At 56.1% G+C, this 22102-nt stretch carries 20 protein-coding genes; 5 read left to right on the top strand and 15 right to left on the bottom strand.

Annotated elements, in window-relative coordinates; all coding sequences use genetic code 11:
- Window positions 1-101 precede the first annotated feature (101 nt).
- A complete protein-coding gene (gene yfbV, locus EA20_RS0101640) occupies window positions 102-554 on the bottom strand; it encodes a terminus macrodomain insulation protein YfbV (protein ID WP_024965174.1) in 453 nt (150 codons plus the stop codon).
- Between the two features lie 333 nt (window positions 555-887).
- On the opposite strand from yfbV, the gene ackA reads away from it, so the two are divergent.
- The 3 genes from ackA to EA20_RS0101655 all read left to right on the top strand — a co-directional run bounded on the left by ackA (window position 888) and on the right by EA20_RS0101655 (window position 5610).
- A complete protein-coding gene (ackA, locus tag EA20_RS0101645) occupies window positions 888-2093 on the top strand; it encodes an acetate kinase (RefSeq protein ID WP_024965175.1) in 1206 nt (401 codons plus the stop codon).
- Between the two features lie 70 nt (window positions 2094-2163).
- Window positions 2164-4308, top strand: a complete 2145-nt coding sequence (gene pta, locus EA20_RS0101650) for a phosphate acetyltransferase (protein ID WP_024965176.1) — start codon at window positions 2164-2166, stop codon at window positions 4306-4308.
- A 297-nt stretch (window positions 4309-4605) separates the two neighbouring features.
- Entirely contained in the window at window positions 4606-5610 is a 1005-nt protein-coding gene (locus EA20_RS0101655) for a TIGR04086 family membrane protein (RefSeq protein WP_024965177.1), read from the top strand.
- 191 nt (window positions 5611-5801) lie between these two features.
- On the opposite strand, the gene yfcD is transcribed toward EA20_RS0101655, so the two are convergent.
- Window positions 5802-6341, bottom strand: coding sequence for an NUDIX hydrolase YfcD (gene yfcD, locus EA20_RS0101660; protein WP_024965178.1), 540 nt, complete (start codon window positions 6339-6341; stop codon window positions 5802-5804).
- A gap of 101 nt (window positions 6342-6442) precedes the next feature.
- Window positions 6443-7081 (bottom strand): glutathione transferase, encoded by a 639-nt coding sequence (gene yfcF / locus EA20_RS0101665; protein ID WP_024965179.1) that lies wholly within the window; start codon window positions 7079-7081, stop codon window positions 6443-6445.
- Window positions 7082-7279: 198 nt separating this feature from the next.
- Here yfcF and EA20_RS0101670 point away from each other — a divergent pair, with 198 nt between their 5' ends.
- The gene (locus EA20_RS0101670) at window positions 7280-8179 is read left to right on the top strand and encodes a TIGR01777 family oxidoreductase (protein ID WP_024965180.1); all 900 of its coding nucleotides are present in this window, start codon (window positions 7280-7282) and stop codon (window positions 8177-8179) included.
- Between the two features lie 30 nt (window positions 8180-8209).
- On the opposite strand, the gene EA20_RS0101675 is transcribed toward EA20_RS0101670, so the two are convergent.
- From EA20_RS0101675 to dalD, 3 genes are read right to left on the bottom strand one after another with little or no spacing between them, the layout of a single operon-like run.
- The gene (locus EA20_RS0101675) at window positions 8210-9490 is read right to left on the bottom strand and encodes an MFS transporter (RefSeq protein WP_024965181.1); all 1281 of its coding nucleotides are present in this window, start codon (window positions 9488-9490) and stop codon (window positions 8210-8212) included.
- Between the two features lie 33 nt (window positions 9491-9523).
- Window positions 9524-10990, bottom strand: a complete 1467-nt coding sequence (gene xylB / locus EA20_RS0101680; protein ID WP_024965182.1) for a xylulokinase — start codon at window positions 10988-10990, stop codon at window positions 9524-9526.
- 11 nt (window positions 10991-11001) lie between these two features.
- Window positions 11002-12393 carry a D-arabinitol 4-dehydrogenase gene (gene dalD, locus EA20_RS0101685; protein ID WP_024965183.1) on the bottom strand — a complete coding sequence of 464 codons (1392 nt, stop codon included), beginning with the start codon at window positions 12391-12393 and terminating at the stop codon, window positions 11002-11004.
- Between the two features lie 194 nt (window positions 12394-12587).
- Between dalD and EA20_RS0101690 the strand changes: the two genes are divergently transcribed.
- The gene (locus EA20_RS0101690) at window positions 12588-13538 is read left to right on the top strand and encodes a sugar-binding transcriptional regulator (RefSeq protein WP_024965184.1); all 951 of its coding nucleotides are present in this window, start codon (window positions 12588-12590) and stop codon (window positions 13536-13538) included.
- Between the two features lie 33 nt (window positions 13539-13571).
- Here the strand turns inward: EA20_RS0101690 and hisP are convergent, their stop codons facing one another.
- The 9 genes from hisP to folC all read right to left on the bottom strand — a co-directional run bounded on the left by hisP (window position 13572) and on the right by folC (window position 22051).
- The gene (hisP, locus tag EA20_RS0101695; RefSeq protein WP_024965185.1) at window positions 13572-14345 is read right to left on the bottom strand and encodes a histidine ABC transporter ATP-binding protein HisP; all 774 of its coding nucleotides are present in this window, start codon (window positions 14343-14345) and stop codon (window positions 13572-13574) included.
- Between the two features lie 5 nt (window positions 14346-14350).
- Window positions 14351-15064: an ABC transporter permease gene (locus EA20_RS0101700; protein WP_024965186.1), complete on the bottom strand. Its 714-nt coding sequence runs from the start codon at window positions 15062-15064 to the stop codon at window positions 14351-14353.
- Window positions 15061-15747 (bottom strand): histidine ABC transporter permease HisQ, encoded by a 687-nt coding sequence (locus EA20_RS0101705; protein WP_024965187.1) that lies wholly within the window; start codon window positions 15745-15747, stop codon window positions 15061-15063. The genes EA20_RS0101700 and EA20_RS0101705 overlap by 4 nt, the downstream gene beginning before the upstream one ends.
- A gap of 242 nt (window positions 15748-15989) precedes the next feature.
- A complete protein-coding gene (gene argT / locus EA20_RS0101710; protein ID WP_024965188.1) occupies window positions 15990-16772 on the bottom strand; it encodes a lysine/arginine/ornithine ABC transporter substrate-binding protein ArgT in 783 nt (260 codons plus the stop codon).
- Between the two features lie 272 nt (window positions 16773-17044).
- Window positions 17045-17626: a UbiX family flavin prenyltransferase gene (locus tag EA20_RS0101715; protein ID WP_024965189.1), complete on the bottom strand. Its 582-nt coding sequence runs from the start codon at window positions 17624-17626 to the stop codon at window positions 17045-17047.
- Between the two features lie 106 nt (window positions 17627-17732).
- A complete protein-coding gene (purF, locus tag EA20_RS0101720) occupies window positions 17733-19250 on the bottom strand; it encodes an amidophosphoribosyltransferase (RefSeq protein ID WP_024965190.1) in 1518 nt (505 codons plus the stop codon).
- Window positions 19251-19285: 35 nt separating this feature from the next.
- The gene (gene cvpA / locus EA20_RS0101725; RefSeq protein WP_024965191.1) at window positions 19286-19771 is read right to left on the bottom strand and encodes a colicin V production protein; all 486 of its coding nucleotides are present in this window, start codon (window positions 19769-19771) and stop codon (window positions 19286-19288) included.
- A gap of 311 nt (window positions 19772-20082) precedes the next feature.
- Window positions 20083-20799: a cell division protein DedD gene (dedD, locus tag EA20_RS0101730; RefSeq protein ID WP_024965192.1), complete on the bottom strand. Its 717-nt coding sequence runs from the start codon at window positions 20797-20799 to the stop codon at window positions 20083-20085.
- A complete protein-coding gene (gene folC, locus EA20_RS0101735) occupies window positions 20789-22051 on the bottom strand; it encodes a bifunctional tetrahydrofolate synthase/dihydrofolate synthase (RefSeq protein WP_024965193.1) in 1263 nt (420 codons plus the stop codon). The genes dedD and folC overlap by 11 nt, the downstream gene beginning before the upstream one ends.
- Between the last annotated feature and the right edge of the window lie 51 nt (window positions 22052-22102).

The raw sequence follows: 22102 nt of genomic DNA on the forward strand, positions 1-22102 counted from the left end.
ATTGCACAACCCGCGAGAAGGCGGAATGGCAAGCTGATGCTTCTTTGATGCAAACCGGGTTTTCTTCTGATCAAAGTGAAAACCCGGTTCAGACTGGCGGCTTACAGCTTATCGAGGAAGGATTTATCCAGCTGCTTGAAGGCGCGTTTCAGCACGTCGGCCAGCGCCTGATAGGTTGGCGTGCCTTCAACAGGCGCGATGGCCTGTCCGGCTTCCTGGAGCTTCACCCGAACTTCATGAAACCAGCTCAGCAGCGTCGGCGGAAGTGGCGTCACCGAACGTTTGCCGAGCCACCACAGCCCCTGCAGCGGCAGGCTGCAGGCAAACAGCGCCGTGGCAATGGCCGGGCCAAGCTGACCGCCAAGCGCGATCTGCCAGGTGAGCGTGAAAACGGCGAGCGGCGGCATAAAGCGAATGGCAAAACGTGTGGCACGGCTGACCCGGTTTTCAGGGAACATCGGTGCCAGGCGCTTGTCGACGGGCCACGTCTTCATATAGTGCTGTCCGCGCTGGAACAATTTAAACCAACCGACCGAGCCGGATTCATTCGCCATGGCTGACCTCAACTTCATAGATAATTTTTAAACAAAAAAGATAATCGAACAACTTTACCTGACAAAATTCAAAATATTTTGTCTTTATGCGGCGCTCTGGTTATCCTGTGCGCGTTTGTTGTCTGGCTGTTAAGAGGTTGCTATCGGCGCTAATGAGAGAAACCGCTTTTACCGCAAATTTCAAAAATTTATGCAAAATTTCTAAATTTTTTTTGCTTTCGGACAAATTTCTTCGTCTGCATGACCTTCATCATTAATGTACCAGCTTTCATGCGCTACGCTGATAGTCTGATTGAGTTTTTTTTCGCCACTTTTTAATCAATAGGACCTTCCATGTCGAGTAAGTTAATACTGGTTCTGAACTGCGGCAGTTCTTCCCTTAAGTTCGCCATCATCGATCCGGCAAACGGTGAAGAATTCCTCTCCGGTTTAGCCGAATGTTTCCACCTGCCCGAAGCCCGCATTAAATGGAAAATGGAAGGCGGTAAACAGGAAGCCGCTCTGGGTGCAGGCGCTGCGCACAGTGAAGCCCTTAACTTTATCGTTAAAACTATTCTGGCACAAAAAACCGAGCTGTCAGCACAAATTACGGCGATCGGCCACCGCATCGTGCACGGCGGCGAAAAACTGACGCAGTCCGTGATTATCGATCGCGACGTTATTCAGGGTATTAAAGATGCCTCATCTTTTGCGCCGCTGCATAACCCAGCCCACCTGATCGGTATTGAGGAAGCGATGAAAAACTTCCCGCACCTCTCCGATAAAAACGTGGCCGTGTTTGATACCGCGTTCCATCAGACCATGCCAGAAGAATCCTATCTTTATGCGCTGCCCTACTCGCTTTATAAAGAGCATGGTGTCCGCCGCTACGGCGCGCACGGCACCAGTCACTACTATGTGACTCATGAAGCGGCCAAAATGCTGAACAAGCCGCTGGCCGAACTCAATATTATTACCTGTCACCTGGGTAACGGCGGTTCCGTTTCGGCTATCCGTAACGGTGAGTGCGTGGATACCTCTATGGGCCTGACGCCGCTGGAAGGCCTGGTGATGGGGACCCGCTCCGGCGATATCGACCCCGCGATCATCTTCTTCCTGCACGACACGCTGGGTATGAGCGTGGATGCGATCAACAAGCTGCTGACCAAAGAATCTGGCCTGCTGGGCCTGACGGGCGTGACCAGCGACTGCCGCTATGTGGAAGAGAACTACACCACCAAAGAAGACGCTAAACGTGCGATGGATGTGTTCTGTCACCGTCTGGCGAAGTACATCGGATCTTATACCGCCCTGATGGAAGGCCGTCTCGATGCGGTCGTTTTCACCGGCGGTATCGGTGAAAATGCGGCGATGGTGCGTGAACTGACGCTGGCCAAACTGAGCCTGCTCGGCTTTGAGGTCGATCACGAACGCAATCTGGCCGCGCGCTTCGGCAAAGCCGGATTTATCAATAAAGAAGGCACCCGCCCGGCGGTCATTATTCCGACCAATGAAGAGTTGGTCATCGCCCGGGACGCAAGCCGTCTGACCACCGCCTAATCCGGTCTTCTCCGTCAGCTCAGGCTGGCGGAGTCGTTTCTGACACCACGCAACTTTATTGAGGTTAACCGTGTCCCGTACCATTATGTTAATCCCGACCGGCACCAGCGTCGGTCTCACCAGTATCAGCCTCGGCGTGATCCGCGCCATGGAACGCAAAGGCGTTCGTCTCAGCGTCTTTAAACCCATCGCCCAGCCGCGCGCGGGTGGCGATACGCCCGATCAAACCACCAACATCATCCGTAAGAACTCCTCGATCCCGGCGGCCGAGCCGCTGCCGATGAGCCGCGTTGAGTCGCTGCTGGGTTCAAACCAGCAGGATGTGCTGATGGAAGAGATCATCAAGCGCTACCACGAAAATACCAAAGATGCGGAAGTGGTGCTGGTTGAAGGCCTGGTGCCGACCCGTAAGCACCAGTTCGCCTCGTCGCTGAACTATGAAATCGCCAAAACGCTGAATGCGGAAATCGTCTTCGTCACCGCGCTGGGTAACGATTCGCCTGCGCAGTTGAAAGAGCGTATCGAAGTGACGCAGAGCAGCTTCGGTGGCAGCAAAAATAAAAACATCACCGGCGTGATTATCAACAAGCTGAACGCGCCCGTTGATGAACAGGGACGCACCCGTCCCGATCTTTCTGAAATCTTTGATGATTCCAACAAAGCGAGCGTCGCCAACATCGATCCTAAGCAGCTGTTCGCCAACAGCCCGCTGCCGGTCCTCGGCTGCGTGCCATGGAGCTTTGAGCTGATTGCCACACGCGCCATTGATATGTGCCGCCATCTCAACGCTGAGGTGATCAACGAGGGCGATATCGCCACACGCCGCGTGAAATCGGTTACCTTCTGTGCCCGCAGCCTGCCGCATATGCTGGAGCATTTCCGCCCCGGCTCTCTGCTCGTCACCTCCGCAGATCGTCCTGATGTGCTGGTTGCCGCCTGCCTGGCGGCCATGAACGGCGTGGAAATTGGCGCCATTCTGCTGACCGGCGGTTATCAGATTGATGAGCCGATTCGTAAACTGTGTGAACGCGCCTTTGCCACCGGCCTGCCGGTATTTATGGTGAAAACGAACACCTGGCAGACCTCACTGAGCCTGCAGAGCTTTAATCTGGAAGTGCCAAGCGATGATACCCAGCGCGTAGAACGTGTGCAGGAGTATGTGGCCAGCCACATCGACTCCGACTGGGTGGAGTCACTCACCGCCACCTCAGAACGCAGCCGCCGTCTCTCGCCGCCAGCCTTCCGCTATCAGCTGACCGAGCTGGCGCGTCAGGCAGGTAAACGCATCGTTCTGCCGGAAGGCGACGAGCCTCGTACGGTAAAAGCGGCCGCGATCTGTGCTGAGCGCGGCATCGCTACCTGCGTGCTGCTGGGCAATCCGGATGAAATACAGCGTGTGGCGGCCGTTCAGGGCGTCGAGCTGGGAGCCGGTATTGAGATTGTGGATCCGGAAGTGGTGCGCGAGAACTATGTTGCCCGCCTGGTCGAGCTGCGTAAAAACAAAGGGATGACCGAAGTGGTTGCCCGCGAGCAGCTGGAAGACAATGTGATGCTCGGCACCATGATGCTGGAGCGCAGTGAAGTGGATGGGCTGGTTTCCGGCGCGGTACACACCACGGCGAACACCATTCGTCCTCCGCTGCAGCTGATCAAGACCGCACCGAACAGCTCGCTGGTCTCCTCGATCTTCTTTATGCTGCTGCCTGAGCAGGTGCTGGTCTACGGCGACTGCGCGATCAATCCGGACCCTAACCCGGAACAGCTGGCTGAAATCGCAATTCAGTCCGCCGACTCCGCAACGGCTTTCGGTATCGAACCGCGCGTGGCGATGATCTCCTACTCCACCGGCAACTCCGGTGCTGGTAGCGACGTGGAAAAAGTGCGTGAAGCGACCCGCATTGCCAAAGAAAAACGTCCCGACCTCGTGATCGATGGTCCGCTGCAGTACGACGCCGCCATTATGGCCGACGTGGCGAAATCCAAGGCGCCAGACTCACCGGTCGCCGGCCGCGCCACCGTGTTCATCTTCCCGGATTTGAACACCGGTAACACCACCTACAAAGCGGTACAGCGTTCTGCGGACCTGATCTCTATCGGACCGATGCTTCAGGGTATGCGTAAACCGGTTAATGACCTGTCACGTGGTGCCCTGGTTGACGATATCGTCTATACCATCGCCCTGACGGCCATTCAGTCCAAACAGGCTGATGCCTAACGCCTGTCGTTGAGTGCAAAAAAGCGGATCGCAAGGTCCGCTTTTTTTACATTAACTATTTCCCTATGCCGGTTAAAAAATGGCAGCTCTGACGACTTCCTGACCGTCGAATAAAGCTTACAGTCTCCCCTCCTGGTTTTTAACTGTTAGTAACTCCTTATTTTTCAAAAAGTAATGATAATTTGGTTTATTTCCTGGTGGAAATAACTCACCAGAACTAGGCTTATTATCAGCAGGAGATGGCAGTCAAAGTCATTAATAATATTATGAATAACTATCAGTAAGGGAGTCTGTGCGATGAGCGAAAATCATATTCATCCAGCCTATAACGAATTAAATAGCGGCACGCCGTTAAAGCGTATTTCATGGAGTGCCGTATTTGCCGGCGTTATCATTTCAACCGTTATTTACCTTCTGTTGTCGATTCTCGGCACCGCGATAGGTGCAACAGCTATCGATCCACTTAAAGAGCAAAATCCCGTGGAAGGTATGGGCACGGGTGCCATTATCTGGACCGGTTTAAGTATGTTAATTTCCGTCGCAGTCGGTGCCTTTGTCACCGGCCGTCTGGCACAGCGGGAAGGTGCCCTGCATGGCCTGTTGATGTGGGCGGTCAATACCCTGATTTGCGTCTGGCTGGCCTTTAGCATGCTCAGCGCCGCAGTCAACGGTACGGCAAACGTCATCGGTTCCGGCTTTAACCTGCTGGGTAATGGCATCTCCGCCATGGCACCTTCCGTGACTCAGGCAGCAAAGGAAAAACTTCAGGAAAATAATATCGATCTGGGCAATATCCAGAATGAGCTGGAGACGACACTCCGTCAGACCGGCAAACCGGAACTTCAGCCTGAGAACCTGCAGCAGGATGCTAATCGTGAAACGGATGTAGCTCAGAATCAGGCTGAAGATACCGCCATGGATCAGCAATCAGCAGACACTGATTTAGCCAGCTGGTTTAAAGGGGTCGTTCAGCGTAATGAATCCACGCTGCAGGCTGCAGACCTTGAAGCGCTGAAAAATATCATTAAGGCCCGTACCGGTAAAAGCGATCAGGAAGTCGATCAGATCGTTGCTCAGACCCAGCAAAGCTATCAGCAGGCTTATCAGCAATATGAAGAAATGAAGAAAGAAGCTGAGCAGAAGGCACGTGAAGCGGCGGATGCTGCTGCTGCTGCAACAGCAAAAGCCAGCTGGTATGCCCTGATTGTGCTGCTGGTCGAGGCCGTGCTTGCAGGCTTTATGGGTAAACTGGGCCGTAAAACGCAGCCCGTACAGGTTAACGTTCGCCATGAAACGCGCTAAGTAAACCGACTTAACCGGCGCTTGTGTTACAGACGCCCTTACCTGATGGTAAGGGCGTTTTTTTGCTTTGTCGGTTAGCGCAGGCCAGCGATCATAGCGCAATAGTGCAAGGGTGTATTGAAGCCGGACTCGGCCTGCTTTCAGCGCCCGCTAACGCAGGGCACGGGGCGGCAGAGTGCATCGCGCCAGAACTAGGCCTGCGCCGCGGCAACTGAGCGCCCCTGCTCGCTATTGCGGCTCAGCCAAAGCGACAGCGCTTTCAGAGAGTCATCGGTGAATTCATCGCAGCGAGCGGTGATCTCTTCGGGCGTGAGCCAGAATATCTCATCCACTTCCTCTTCCTGCATGGCGAAGGGGCCGTGCGACACGCAGCTGAACAGCCCACCCCAGACGCGACAGTGGCGATCCTCGAAGTAGAACAGCCCATGTTCGGCAAAGGGCACATCGGCAATACCAAGCTCCTCTTCCGCTTCACGGCGCGCCGATTCCAGCATCTCTTCTCCGCTCTGCACCACCCCGCCAGCGGTCGCATCAAGCATACCCGGCATAAAATCTTTACTGCCGGTACGGCGCTGAACCAGAATTTTGCCCATACCGTCATGTACCACGATATAAGTTGCGCGATGACGCAAACACTCTGCCCGCATTTGCGCGCGACTGGCCTGTGCAATGACCTCGTTATCTTCGTTAACGATGTCCACCCATTCCGTGCCGCGATCTTGCTCCACCATCCGTAACCCTTATTAGTATTGGCGCCCAGGCGCTTGTTTATTTATGCCCGCACAGTGTGCCACGGGCCGGTCAGTAATTATAATCACTCAGTGTGGTCGGTTCAGGTACGATGAGCCTCGGTCAGCCAAAGCTGGACCGAGGCTCGCTGCCACTGAAACCAGGCGTAACGGGCTACCCGCTCAGGAACGGCATCGCCATGCAGCACCAGCCGGTTAATCATCACCGCCAAATCCGTATCGGCCACAGACCACTCCCCGAACAGGTTTTGCTGGTTCTCCGGCAGAAGCCGCTCTACGCCCGCAATCAGCTTACCGGCGTCCCGCTGCGCGCTGTCGCTCAGCGGCGGGAAAGTCGCGCCCGCAAACAGCACTTCCGTAGGCCGTTCCTGTCGCAGAGAGAGAAAATCACTGCGCAGCCAGGCCTGAATTTCGCGTGCTCTGGCCCGTTGCTCTGCTTCTCTGGGATAAAGGCGCTCATACGCTGGCGCAGGGAAGCGCTCTTCGAGGTATTCCGATATGACTGAGGACTCGGAAAGGAAGAAATCCGCTATTTGCAGCGTCGGAACACGTTGGGATAGGGAAATTTCGCCGTAGCGAGCCTCACGCTGCTCGTGCCGTGCCAGATCGACAGGCTGTAGTGAAAAGGGAACCCCTTTTTCACTGAGCGCAACAAAAACGGACATCACATAGGGACTGAAAAAGCAGGCATCTGACCACAGCGTTATATTGGGGTGATTCATCCACAGTTCCTCGCAATCCAGCGTCTGCATCTTGTTTACCGATTTTCTGACTGGAAGGCAATGGGGCATGCCGGGAAAGTGCAAAGTTGTCAGATTCTGGCGCGCTGGTGTGAGAATGACATCGCGACGTTTCTCCTTTTTTTCACCTAAGCTGAATGCAGGCTGTTGGTTTTTTTACTTCTCCTGAGGATATTCGCTATGCACATTTTACTGACAGGCGGCACGGGCCTGATTGGCAGCCATCTTATTCCCCGACTGCTTCAGCGCGGCGACAGCGTCAGCGTTGTCACGCGCAATGTGGCAGAAGCCCGCAGCAAGTTTGATGAGAAAGTGACGCTCTGGTCAGGACTGGATCAGCAGCGCGATCTTAACGGAATTGATGCCGTCATCAACCTCGCCGGCGAACCAATTGCCGATAAACGCTGGAGTGAGCCGCAGAAACGTCTGCTTTGTGAGAGCCGCTGGCAAATCACCGAGCAGATCACCACCCTTATTCACGCCAGCACTACGCCGCCTTCACTATTTATCTCTGGTTCAGCGACTGGCTACTATGGCGATACGGGAGAGTTGGTCGTGACCGAGGAGGATCCGGGCCATGACGAATTTACCCATCATCTTTGCGCGCACTGGGAAGCGCTGGCGGTCGCCGCAGAGAGTGAACGCACCCGCGTCTGCCTGCTGCGCACCGGTGTGGTGCTGGCGAAATCCGGTGGGGCGCTAAGTAAAATGAAGTTGCCCTTCAAGCTGGGTATTGGCGGACCGCTCGGCAGCGGCAAACAGTATATGCCCTGGATTCATCTTGATGATATGGTCGATGGGATCCTCTGGTTGCTCGACAATAATAGCCTGCGCGGGCCGTTTAATATGGTCGCGCCTTATGCCGTTCGCAACGAACAGTTCGCCGCCACTCTGGGCCAGGTTATGCATCGCCCGGCTTTTATGCGCACCCCGGCCAGCGCCATCAAGCTGATGATGGGCGAATCGGCAGTTCTGGTGCTGGGCGGGCAGCACGTACTGCCGAAACGGCTTGAGGCGTCAGGTTTTCGCTTCCGCTGGTACGATCTTCAGGCGGCCTTGTGGGACGTTATTGAAAACTGAAAAAGGGGAGCAGCAGGCTCCCCTCCTGCCTCACTGAGAATTTATCACCGGTGCCGCGCCGGATGCGCTGCGTAGCGCGCCATGATTGGGCTGAGGAACACGAATAATAAAGGTCAGTACCCCGGCAAACAGATATAAACCGGTATACGCCCAGACCACGCCCACAATATCGAAGAAAGGCAGCAACACCGACGCGATCGCGGGCGCCACAAAGTTACTCATTCCCGCCGACAGGTTATAGATCGAGATCGCCGCCCCTTTATGCTGTGGTTCCAGCGTAGGGAATACCGCGGTCATCGGCACAAAAGCGGCGACAAATATTCCCAGCATTACCGCCGGAATCATCGCCACCCAGAAATTGTGTCCGGCGTAGACCGGCAGGTAGTAAAAGGCCAGGCTGGAGATTGCCATGCCAAGGCAGCCAAACCAGCGCACCTGCCGGATCCAGCCGATGCGTTCTCCCGTAATTCCCCAAAAAATATTGGTGAAAATGGTGACGAAAAAGAACACCGCCCAAATCTGCAGCCATTCCGAAATGGTGAAGCCCAGCCTGTCCACAAACAGCAGCGGCATGATAATGGCAAACCCGAACAGCGACAGTGTATTGATAATGCGGATCAAGCAGGCGTAAAACACATGCTGGTTGGTAAACAGAATAGTCACCGCCCGCGACATCTCACTCATCTTGTCGCGCAGCGGCAAATTCACGCGTGACCGGTCAACCGGCACATTCCGCAGGCTGAAAAAGGCCAGTATTCCGCCGCAGGCTACCCAGGCGATCGCCAGCCATAAAGTCCCGGTTTCACCCATTGACGGGATGATCAGGCTCGGCAAATAACTTCCCACCACGCCAATACCCACAGAGTACATCGCCCAGAACCAGCCGGTCGCTGCCGCCAGCCGTTCGCGCGGCAGCACCTGCACCAGCATTAACATAAATGAGTAAATAAACAGCGGGTAAGCCAGCCCGCGTATGCCGTAAAACAGCACCATTAACGGATAGTTACGCATGCCGAGGCCCAGACTCATAAACAGCGCATGCATTACTATCCACAGCACAAAACCGATCATCATCGCCCGCTGTGGCGTGATCAACTCAGCCACTACGCCCGAAGCCCAGGCCGCCAGCGCGGCGGCCAGGCCGTAGCAGGTAAATACCACCGCCGACTGTGAGGCCGTAAACCCCATATCGGTAATATGGCGTGACAGAAAGGCCATTTCGAAGCCGTCACCCGCCATAAAAATCGCTATGGCGACAAAGCCCCAAATCAGATGTTTGGGCAAGCCAAACCAGTACGCGTTCGATTGCATCAGAATCGTCCTCATAGTCGTTAACAGCGTGTTTCAGGGCAGCAGCGAGCGAACCTGCTGCTGTTGCAGATAGAGTTCACGGAAAAGCGCTAACCGTTTTTGCAATAATGCATGACGAGCAGAATCGGGTTGAAAACGCGCCTGTACCGGCGGTTTGCGACAAACTTGTGCTTCCTCACCGCCAGCAGCCAGCCAGGCGAGGCGCGCCGCCCCTAACGCGCCAGAGGCGCTGGCGGGATGCGTGACAATCGGCAGCGCCAGCACATCAGCGATCAACTGCGCCCATAAACTGCTGCGTGCGCCGCCGCCGGTCAGGCTGCACTGATTAATCTGCTGGCGCGCCTCGCCCAGTACCGCAAAGCCATCAGCCAGACCAAAGGCGACGCCTTCAATCACCGCATAGCCCAGCAGCGCCCGCTGCGTTTCGTGTCGCAGATGGAAGAATGCGCCTGCGGCGTGAGGATCGTTATGCGGCGTGCGTTCTCCGGAAAGGTAAGGCAGGAACAGCGGCGCCTGACGTTTTTGCTCATCGCTAAGCGCCGCCATCTCGGCCATCAGTTCGCTTTCGGTCACGGATAACAGCTGGCATAGCCAGCGCAGGCAGCTGGCTGCGCTGAGCATCACGCTCATCTGGTGCCAGCGTCCCGGCAGGGCGTGACAAAAAGCGTGAACGCCGGAGTGCGGGTCGGCCTGAAGACGATCGTTAACGACAAAAATCACCCCGGATGTGCCAAGAGAAATAAAAGCGTCGCCGGGATTAACAGCGCCGACACCCACAGCCGAGGTGGCGTTATCGCCGCCGCCGCCGGCGACGATTACCGACGGCGAAAGCCCCCAGGCCCCGGCCAGTTCCGGTAACAGCGTGCCGCTGACGGCATTGCCTTCCACCAACTCAGGCATCTGCCCGCGGGTGAGCTGGGTGGCGGCGAGCAGCGCTTCAGACCAGTCGCGACTGGCCACATCCAGCCAGAGCGTGCCCGCCGCGTCCGAAGGATCGCTGACATAGCGGCCACAGAGCCGCCAGCGCAGATAATCTTTCGGCAGCAGAACCTTCGCGATGCGCCGGAAGATCTCCGGCTCATGCTGAGCCACCCAGCGAAGCTTAGGCGCGGTGAAACCAGGCATGATCATATTGGCGCTTATCTGCATGATTTCCGGATGATGCTCGCTTAACCAGTCACATTCCGCAGCACTGCGCGTGTCATTCCAGAGGATACAGGGACGCAACACCTCACCCTGCGCATCCAGCAGAACCGCGCCATGCATCTGCCCCGACAGGCCGAGGGCCGTGATGGCAGCCCAGGCTTCCGGCGCCTGCTGCCGCAGGCTGGCAACCACAGCATTACAGGCCTGCCACCAGGCATCAGGATGCTGTTCGGCCCAGTGAGGATGGGGACGCTGCACCTGGAGCGCGGCGTGTTCCGAGGCCACAATCTCGCCCCGATCGTTCAGGATCAACGCCTTCAGTTCAGACGTACCGATATCAATACCGAGATACATCATGCGTCTCCTTATACCGTCGCCAGCTGGCGTTCAGGCTGCCTGAGCCAGGTTTCCAGACCGGCAACGGTGCGGACCATCAGGGTATGAAATTCACCGCTGGTAGCCAGTTCACCAAAGAGCGCTTCATCATGCAGATAAGCGCTGAGCGGATCGCTACCGGCGAAAAGCGCACGCAGCGCGTCCGGCTGCATCACGCCATCCTGATACGGGTAAGGCAGATCGTCCTGCGCCCAGCGCTGCAAAAACAGGAAAAAGAGTGCCGGAAGCACCGCACTGGCGGCTGGCGTGGCACCACGCTGATAGCATTCACATAGCGTCGGCGTCACCATGCCCGGTATTTTTGACAGGCCATCGGCCGCCACACGCTGATTGGTATCTTTGATATAGGGGTTGCTGAAACGCGCCAGTACCATGTCGCGATAGGCGGCAAGATTGAGCGGGCTGGGTAATAGCGAAGGGATCACATCCTGCGAGACATAGTCCCATGCAAGCTGATAAATCGCTTTTTGCCGCGTACTTTCGTCAATATGCTGTAAGCCGATTAACGTGCCGGCCCAGGCAATGCCGCTGTGGGTCGCGTTGAGGATGCGGATTTTGGCTTCTTCCCACGGCAGTACCGACGCCACCAGCTCAACGCCCACCTTTTCCAGCGCCGGACGTCCGGCGATAAAATCATCTTCAATCACCCACTGAATAAAGGATTCGGCCATCACCGGCACTGCATCCTCTTTCCCCGTTGCTGCCTTAACGCGCTCAGCAATATCCGGCGTTGGCCGTGGCGTGATGCGATCCACCATTGTGTTGGGCGATGTCGTCTTATCGCGAACCCAGTCGGCCAGCGCCTGCTCCCCTTTCGCCGCCAGAAACGCCAGAAAACCCTGGCGGAAGCGCTCGCCGTTGTGGCGCAGGTTATCGCAGTTAAGCAGGGTAACGGGTGCGCCGCCGTTCGCTACGCGCCGGGCCAGAGTGCGACTCAGGGCACCATAGATTGTGCGAATCTCGCCGTTAAGATCGGCTTTGATATCGCTCTGCTGCAGATCCAGCTCATACTCCGGCGTCAGGTAATAGCCCGCTTCGGTGACGGTAAAAGCGATAACGCGGGTCTCTTCAGCCGCGCCCTGCTCCACCAGCGCGCTAATTTCACTGTCCCAGGGCAGAACCTGACGAATTGAGGTCACGGTTTCATAGGCACGCTTGCCTTCTGGCGTTACGGTTTCGAGCACGTATTCGCCATTTTGCGCCGCGAGCTGTTCCAGCAGCGGCGTGGCGTCATCACGTACGTTGCCCAGCGCGATGCTCCAGCGATCGTCACCCTGTTGCCGCAGCTGATGCAGATACCACGCCTGATGCGCGCGATGAAACGAACCTGCTCCAATGTGCATCCATACTGATTTGGTCATGAAGTGCCTCGATAAACATTTGTCATAGATAAGGGCTTTTGCCCAGATGTGGTTATCTTAGTCATCGATCATCCCGGGCTTCTGCGACACCTATCACAAATCAAGCTTTTGCTCTTATTATGGGCTTTTGCCCTGTTAGGGGTTTTCGCCGGTTTCGGGATAAAATAACGCCTCACTGACTGCGGGATGCTGCAATGAATAAAGAAGAAAAAAAACAGGAACTGGCGGCGCGAGCGGCCTGGATGTATTACGTCGCCGGGCTGACGCAGCAGGAGATTGCGCGCGCCCTGGGTTTATCGCGTCAGGTGGCGCAGCGTCTGGTCTCCAGCGCACGGGAAATGGGCATGGTCAGCGTTAAGATTGAGCATCCCGTCACCCACTGTCTGCGGCTGGCACGTGAAGTGCAGGCGAAGTTTGATCTGAAACTCTGTCGCGTAGTGCCTTCCGCCAACCTTGATGATGAGGCGATTCAGCAGATGCTGGCGGTGGAAGGCGCAGAGGTGATGTCGCAGTTTATCAGTGAGGAAGCGCCGCAGGTGTTCGGCATCGGTTCTGGTAAAACATTGCGTGCCATGATCGACGCGCTGCCATGGACTGACCGGCCACAGCATCAGTGCGTCTCAATGATTGGTGCCATTGCCCGCGACGATTCCGGCACCCGCTACGACGTGCCGCTGAAAATGGCAGAGAAAATGCAGGGTAAATATTACTTTATTCCCGCCCCGCTCTACGCCGACAGCCCGGACGATAAAGTGATGTGGTGTCAGCACCAGGTTTATCAGCGTGTGGCAAACCGCGCGCTACAGGCGGACGTGACGTTTCTCGGTATTGGGGAAGTGACGCCCGGCTGCCCGCTGAACGCGGAGGGCTTTATTACCGACGCTCAGGTCGAGGCGCTGAATCAGCGCGGCGTGGTGGGTGAGATGCTCGGGCATTTTTTCAATCAGCAGGGCGAACGGGTTTATGGCGAGACCGATGCGCTGCTGACCAGCGTGACGCTGGAGAGCCAGACGGCACGCCAGATCATTGGTTTTGCCGGCGGCGAACGCAAATATCCGGCGATCCATGCCGCGCTACGGGGCGGCTGGGTAAACGGGCTGGTGACCGATGAGGCCAGCGCGCTGCGTTTACTTAATGCATTATAATCCGCCCACGTCAGTCGCGACGCGGGCGCAGCCTCACTTCAGAGAGCCTTTCAGGAACTGCTGCAGGCGCGGGCTTTTGGGATTGCCGAACAGCTCAGCGGGCGGCCCCTGCTCTTCAATTTTTCCCTGATGCAGGAAAATCACGTGGCTGGAAACGTGGCGCGCAAACTCCATCTCGTGCGTCACCACCACCATGGTTTTCCCCTCTTCGGCCAGCTTCTGCATAATGCGTAGCACCTCGCCCACCAGTTCGGGATCGAGCGCTGAAGTAGGCTCATCGAACAGCAGCACCTCAGGCTCCATCGCCAGCGCACGGGCGATGGAGACGCGCTGCTGCTGCCCGCCTGAAAGGTTCACCGGATATTTTCCCCGGGCGCGCTCATCAATCCCGACTTTGTCCAGATAGCGTACCGCACGTTCGCGCGCCTCGCTTTTGCTCAGCCCCAGCACCTGCATCGGCGCTTCCATCACGTTTTGCAGCACCGTCATATGACTCCAGAGATTGAAGTGCTGGAAGACCATGGTCAGGCTGGTACGCAAAACGCGAAGCTGCTCCTTATCCGCCACCTTCAGCTGGCCGTCATTGTCACGCACCAGCTGGATAGTGTGATTGTTGACCGAAATCGCGCCCTCGCTGGGCTTTTCCAGAAAATTAATGCAGCGCAGAAAGGTGCTTTTCCCCGAGCCGGACGAGCCGATAATGCTGATCACGTCGCCAGCCGCTGCCCGAAGCGAGACGCCCTTAAGTACTTCATGTTCACCGTAACGTTTATGCAGTTCGGTGACGCTTAATTTAATTTCGTCCATAGTTTTCAGTGAGTCCCGGGTTTAACGTGCGCCAGCCAGCGTTTTTCCGCCAGGCGAAACAGACTGATCAGCACATACGAGATAATCAGATAAAGCACTGCAGCAAGGCTGAAGGCGATAAAAGGTTGGTAGGTGGCGGAGTTAATATCGCGCGCCACTTTCAGTAAATCCGGCACCGTGGCGGTGAAGGCCAGCGCCGTGGAGTGCAGCATCAGGATCACTTCGTTACTGTAAGCGGGCAGCGCCGTGCGCAGCGCCGACGGCAGAATAATGCAGCGATAGAGCTTGAACGTGGAGAAGCCGTAAGCCCGCGCCGCCTCAATCTCACCGTGTGGCACGCTGCGGATAGCGCCAGCAAAAATCTCGGTCGTGTAGGCACAGGTATTGAGCGTCAGCGCAAGCAGCGTACAGTTCAGGCCACTGCGGAAAAAGGCGTTAAGCAGGTCATTCCCCTTCACCACTTCCAGCGTGTACATGCCGGAATAAAAGACCAGCAGCTGCACATAAAGCGGCGTACCGCGGAAAATATAGGTAAAGAGCCAGACCGGAAAGCGTACCGCACGGATGGGCGAGACGCGGGCTACCGCCAGCAGGACCGCGAGGCAACCGCCCAGGACGACGGAGATAATCAGCAGCCAGAGCGTGATGGCAGCGCCGGTAAAACGGTAGCCGTCACTCCACAGCAGCGCTTTCCAGTATTCCTGAATAATATCGATCATAAATCTGCCCTTCTCACGCCCACGGAGTAACGACGTTCCAGCCACCACAGCACGCCGTTAGAGAGCGTGGTGAAAACGAGGTAAATAACGCCCGCGACAAGCGCAAAGTAGAACGGCTGCCAGGTGCTTTTTCCTGCCAGCTGCGTCGCTTTTACCACATCTTCCAGACCCAGCAGCGAAACCAGCGCCGTGGATTTAAGGATGACCTGCCAGTTGTTACCGATACCCGGCAGCGCATAGCGCATCATGCCGGGAAACAGGATCCGCCTGAAGGTTTGCGAAGAGGTAAAACCGAACGCTGTGGCCGCCTCGATCTGGCCTTTTGGCACCGCCATATAGGCGCCACGGAAGGTTTCCGTAAAGTAGGCACCATAGATAAAGCCCAGCGTAATGATACCGGCAGCCATCGGGTCGATATTAAACTGCTCAACGCCCAGCATCTCGGTAACCTGGTTCAGCGCGATTTGCAGTCCATAAAAAATCAGCAGCATCAGCACCAAATCCGGTACGCCACGAATCAGAGTGGTGTAGCCATTAAAGATAATCCTGAGTAAACGGCTGGCGGAGAGTTTGGCCCCGGCACCGATCAATCCCAGCACAACGGCAAGCAAGACGGAGCTGAGCGCCAGTTCAAGTGTGACGATGGCGCCTTTAAAAATCACTTCTGAATATCCAAACAGCATAGAAATATCCTGTCTTCAGACTGCTGATAACCCCAGACCGCGGAATTTACGGGCGAAAACCGTAAGCGTTTACGCGTCCGGACCGGCTGCCGATGCGCTTTATGTTGCAACAACGTTCAGCCTGCCCGTACCATGCAGCCGCTTTTCGCAAATTTTTTCTGGGATTCCGCGTTTTATCCGCAAACGGTGGGATAAAACGGGAGCTGCCGACCGCAGCCGGCCAGCCCCCATGACAGGTATTCTTAACCGCCGTAGACGTCAAAATCGAAATACTTCTTCGCTAACTTGTCGTAGGTGCCATCTTTGCGCATCTCGTCAAACGCCTTGTCGATCGCAGCCTTCAGCTCGGTGTCACCTTTACGCATGCCCATGCCGGTGCCCACGCCGAAGATCTGTTCATCTTTCACCGCAGGACCGGCGAAAGCATAGTCTTTGCCGACTGGCTGCTTGAGAAAGCCTTCGCTGGCGGCCACTTCATCCTGGAACGCGGCATCAATACGGCCTGCGGTCAGATCCTGATAAACCAAATCCTGGTTGGCGTAAGGCGTGACGGTGACGCCTTCAGGACGCCAGTGCTGGTTGGCATAGGTTTCCTGCGTTGTGCCCTGCAGCAGCCCGATAGTTTTGCCTTTCAGCGAGGCCAGCGTCGGCTCGATTTTCGACCCTTTGGGTGCGATCAGGCGGGCATTGGCGGCAAACAGTTTCTCAGAGAAGGCGATCTCCTGCTGACGCTTTTCGGTAATAGAGAGTGAAGAGATGATGGCGTCAATTTTTTTGGCTTTCAGCGAGGGGATCAGCGCATCGAAATCGCTTTCGACATAGCTGCATTTGGCCTCGATTCGCTTACAGATCTCATTAGCCAGATCGATATCAAAACCGACCAGCTCGCCCTGGGCATTTTTAGACTCAAAGGGTGCGTAGGTAGGATCGGTGCCGATGCGCAGCGTTTTCGGCACGGCAGCATAAGCGACGCTGCTGCCCGCGACGGCCAGCAGTAGAGAGAGTGCCAGGATCTGCTTTTTCATAAATTCCCCTCGAAGATGGTTTTTATTATGGATGTCGTGTTGTTCAGAGCGCAGTACGTACAGTGAAGCTTTGCAGGTTTCATGCCACTTTTAACCGATGGCTGCCCCATTACTGCGCATTCCGGGCGGAACGCTTCACAAGGGAGAATTCCGCCGGAAAGGTGAGAAATTTATAGCAGTTTTGTTCCACCGAAGCGGCAACAATGTTGCATTTTGGTGCACGACATGCACGAAAAGCGATCCAGCGCCCGTTAATGCACTAACGAGGTGCATTACCGGCGCGGTTCTGCACCTTCCCAGCGCGTAAAAAGATCGTCCTCAAGAGTGATATCAAACTGGTCCAGCACGCGGTTTACGGTCTGATCGACGATAGCCATAATATTTTCAGGACGATGATAAAAGGCAGGCACCGGCGGCATAATAATCGCTCCAAGCTCCGCTGCGGTGGTCATCATCCGCAGGTGTCCGAGATGCAGCGGCGTTTCACGCACGCAAAGTACCAGGCGGCGGCGCTCTTTCAGCACCACATCGGCGGCGCGGGTCAGTAACCCGTCGGTATAGCTGTGCACAATGCCGGAAAGGGTTTTCATGGAGCACGGAAGAATCATCATGCCTTCCGTTTTAAATGAGCCAGAAGAGATGCTGGCTGCGATATCACGCACGTCATGCACCACATCAGCCAGCATCTGAACGTCCCGGACGGAATAGTCGCTCTCCAGCGCCAGGGTCTGTCGGGCAGCCTGACTCATTACCAGATGGGTTTCCACCCCGCTCACCTGTTGCAGGATCTGTAACGCGCGTACGCCATAAATCACGCCGCTGGCGCCTGAGATACCGATAATGAGTCTTTTCATAATAAACCTGCGCTGTAAAAGGCAAAAAAGGGCGACACAATGGGCAAAAAAAATGGGCCGGAATCGCTTCCAGCCCATCATACCTGCTGTCACACCTTTAAGGGTATTAACCTTCGTTGTGCATTTCCAGATTTTCCACTTCATTCTGACGCGCCATCGCTTTTGCATCGTCATTACGCAGCGACTGCAAGTATTCCAGATACTGCTGATCGACATCCTTCGTGACGTAAACGCCGTTGAATACCGAGCATTCGAACTGCGCAATATCGGGGTTTTCTTCCCGGACGGCATCAATGAGGTCGCTCAGATCCTGGAAGATCAGCGCATCTGCGCCAATCAGCTGGCGGATCTCCTCCACTTCGCGACCGTGGGCAATCAGCTCCGTGGCGCTAGGCATATCAATGCCATAGACGTTCGGGAAGCGAATTTCCGGTGCGGCAGAAGCGAGGTAGACTTTTTTCGCACCGGCTTCCCGGGCCATCTCAATGATCTGCTCAGAAGTGGTGCCACGCACGATGGAATCGTCCACCAGCAGCACATTTTTATCACGGAATTCCGCACGGTTAGCGTTCAGCTTACGCCTGACGGCGCTGCGGCGCTGATGCTGGCCCGGCATGATAAAGGTGCGGCCCACGTAGCGGTTTTTAACAAACCCCTGACGGTAAGGCTTATCCAGAATCCGTGCCATCTCCAGCGCGATATCGCAGGAGGTTTCCGGGATCGGAATAACCACATCAATGTCCAGATCTTCCCACTCACGGGCAATTTTCTCGCCCAGCTTGGTGCCCATGCGGACGCGAGCGCTGTAAACGGAGATTTTGTCGAGGAATGAGTCGGGACGGGAGAAATAGACGTACTCGAACAGGCAGGGATTGCATTTCGGGTTTTCCGCGCACTGGCGCGTAAATAGCTGCCCTTTCTCGGTCACGTATACCGCTTCGCCTGGCGCAACGTCGCGCAGGAATTCGAAGCCGAGCGTATCCAGCGCCACGCTTTCGGAGGCCACCATATATTCACTGCGTCCGTCCTGCATACCACGCTTGCCGATCACCAGCGGACGAATGCCGTTAGGATCGCGGAAAGCCACCAGGCCATGCCCGATGATCATCGCCACGCAGGCGTAAGCGCCGCGAACCTGCTGGTGCACCGCTGCTACGGCGGCAAAAATGTTCTCTGCTTCCAGCGGATGATGCTGAAAGCGATCCAGCTCTACCGCAAAGATATTCAGCAGGATCTCAGAATCTGAGGTGGTGTTGACGTGACGGCGGCCGCTTTCAAAGAGCTGCTTACGCAGTTCATGCGCGTTGGTCAGGTTGCCGTTATGTGCAAGCGTAATGCCGTAAGGCGAGTTGACGTAAAACGGCTGCGCTTCTGAAGCGCTGGAGCTGCCCGCCGTCGGATAGCGCACATGCCCGATGCCCATATTGCCCTGTAAACGCTGCATATGGCGGGCTTCAAAAACATCGCTGACCAGGCCATTTGCTTTACGCAGGCGAAAGCAATTTAAGGCATCAATGGTCACGATACCTGCGGCATCCTGCCCACGGTGCTGAAGCACCGTTAACGCGTCATAAATCGACTGGTTGACCGGCATAAAACCGGCGATCCCGACAATACCGCACATGTGTCATTTCCTCATAAGCCGCAACCCCGGCTCAATTACCGGGGTAAAAAACTCGACGTGCTTTGCAGGTAGTCAAAAAACCACCTGATAACATAACTGAACTGGGGAACCAGCTGGGACTGCTGCCAGTCCGGACTTTTGGAAAAGCCGGTGAATGTGTCGAGGAAGAACAGGATGGCTGATACAATCAGTACGCCGCGTAATGCCCCGAAACAGACTCCCAGTACTCTGTCGGTGCCCGACAGGCCGGTTTTTTCAACCAGCGATCCTATCACGTAGTTAACGATTGCCCCGACTAACAGCGTGGCAATAAACAGCACCGCAATGGCGATGCCACTTCGAACCAGTTCGTCTTCAAAACCTGTAAACCAGACGGCAAGGAAGGTGTAGTAATGACTGGCGACAAAAAATGCGCAACCCCAGGTGACGAGAGAGAGTGCTTCCCGGACAAACCCACGGATCAGGCTGACAAGAGCCGAAAAAGCAACAACCGCAATAATGACGTAATCTATCCAGACCATGAACTCTTCTGCATCCAGTTCGGGGCGAATTCTAACAGAAAAAGAAAACGTTTGCGTAGGGTTTTCCTTTTACCGTTTTAATAAACCGCCTTGCTTAAAAAAACGGCGTTTGCTTCCCTGCCAGCCTGGTAAAGTGCACCAGACATCCCTGGGTAACAACCGCCTGATTTATCGTAAATTGATACGCGCCTGCGCCGCTATGTTAGCTGGCGTAAGCCATGCCTGAAAGGCTGTCGCTTTTACAACAACAGGCTCAGCCTTTCAGACAATGCAGTTCGCGCTCACAGGTGCGTACCGCATCCTTTCTGTAGCTAGCGAACGCTGTAAGGCTTAATAACACCGCTCAGTCCGGAAATCCCTTTAAGCTCACCGATCGCGCCCTGTAGCTTCGCCTTTGACGCATCGGGTCCCACGTAGATACGGGTAATCTGCCCCTGCACCGGTGACGCGGGTACGGTAAAGGCCCGGTAGCCAGAGAGACGCAGCTTCGCCACGATCTCATCAACTTTGGCGGCGTTTTTCAGCGCGCCAAGCTGCACAACCCAGGCTTGTCCCGTCGGTGCGCTCTCACGCGGCGCTGGTGTCGCTTCCGGCTTAGGCTGCGGCTTCGGCTTTTCTACCGGCGCCGGTTTTTCCACCGGTTTCGGCTGCGGCTTAGGCTGTGGCGCAGGCGTTGGCTTCTTAACCGGTTCGGGTTCCGGACGGGACTGCTGTACCGGCGGTGGCGTGATCACCGTCGGCTGGTTAGAGGATTGTGGCGCATTCGATCCGCTCTCTGCCCGCGACGGGTTGTCGTTACCGCTGCCCTCCGGTACCAGGCTGGCCGGCGGCTGCGCAGGCAGCGACTGGGTTACCGGCGGCACCATATCGGTCTCCTGCTGATCGCCCGGTTTTGGCACCAGCGGAATAGCCGCAAATTCTTCTTTATAATGTTTTTTCTTACCATCCAGCAGGCCGGGCAGAATAATCACGCCCAGCGCCACAATAATGATGGTGCCGACTAAACGGTTTTGAAACTTACTTGCCACTGCCCTTCTCCGTTTCCATCGTTTCCATTACCTGCGCCACCGTGTGGAATGAACCGCACACCAGTACCACGTCCTGCTCTCCCGCCTGCGAAAGCGCGTGGTGATAAGCGGCAGTCACGCTGGTAAAGGCCTGCGCGTCCGGCAGGTGCGTTAACAGCTCCTCAGCGGTCGCGCCACGCGGGCCTTCCAGTGGCGCACAATACCACCGGTCAATCTCCGGCATCAGACAGGCGAGCGTTCCGGCGATATCTTTATCGTGCAGCATGCCCACAACCGCATGCACCTGACCGCTTTTCGGCAGCGCGCTGAGGCGCCCGGCCAGGTAAGCGGCCGCATGTGGATTATGCGCCACATCGAGGATTACCCGTGGCGAATATGAGAGGGTCTGAAAGCGTCCCGGCAGGATCGCTTTATCCAGCCAGCCCCGAATGATATCTTCATCTACCTTCAGGGAAGATGCCCGCAGCGCGGCCAGCGCGGTGGCCGCATTGGGAAGCGGAACCTGCGGCAGCGGCAGCCCGCTGAGCGAGCCGTGCGAATCGCTGAAGGTCCAGCTGTCGTCGCTGACGCTACAGGACCAGTCGCGGCCACGCTTTTGCAGCTGCGCGCCCAGCGCGTCGGCCACTTCGGCAATTGTTGACGGCATATCCGGTTCACCCACTACCGCAGGTTTACCGCGGCGGAAAATGCCCGCCTTCTCACGGCCAATACTTTCGCGATCCGGCCCCAGCCAGTCGGTATGGTCGAGAGCGATGCTGGTGACGACAGCGACATCCGCATCCACAATATTGGTCGCGTCCAGACGCCCACCCAGCCCCACTTCGAGAATCACCACATCCAGCTTCGCCCGCTTAAATAACCAGAGCGCGGAGAGCATGCCATATTCGAAATAGGTGAGTGAGGTCTCTCCCCGCCCGGCTTCTATCTCTGCAAATGAGGCGGTGTGATCGGCTTCGGGCAGCTCCTCGTCCTGAATGCGTACGCGTTCGGTATAGCGCAGAAGATGAGGAGAGCTGAAAACGCCGACGCGATAACCCGCCGCCAGCAACAGCGTCTCAAGAGTGCGACAGGTAGTGCCTTTGCCGTTAGTCCCGGCAACGGTGAAAACGAAAGGGGCTGGCGTCAGCAGATCCAGCGACTCAGCCACACGCTGAACGCGTGCCAGCCCGAGCTCGATAGCCTGAGAATGCAGATTCTCAAGATAATGAAGCCACGTGACCAGAGGCGACGTGGCTTGAGGAAGATTATCCATGTGTCCCGTTCACTGCGTTACGGTGCATTGGTGAAAGGGCTTGCGCCCTTT

It is taken from the genome of Pantoea sp. IMH (assembly GCF_000599885.1).
GTDB lineage: Bacteria > Pseudomonadota > Gammaproteobacteria > Enterobacterales > Enterobacteriaceae > Erwinia.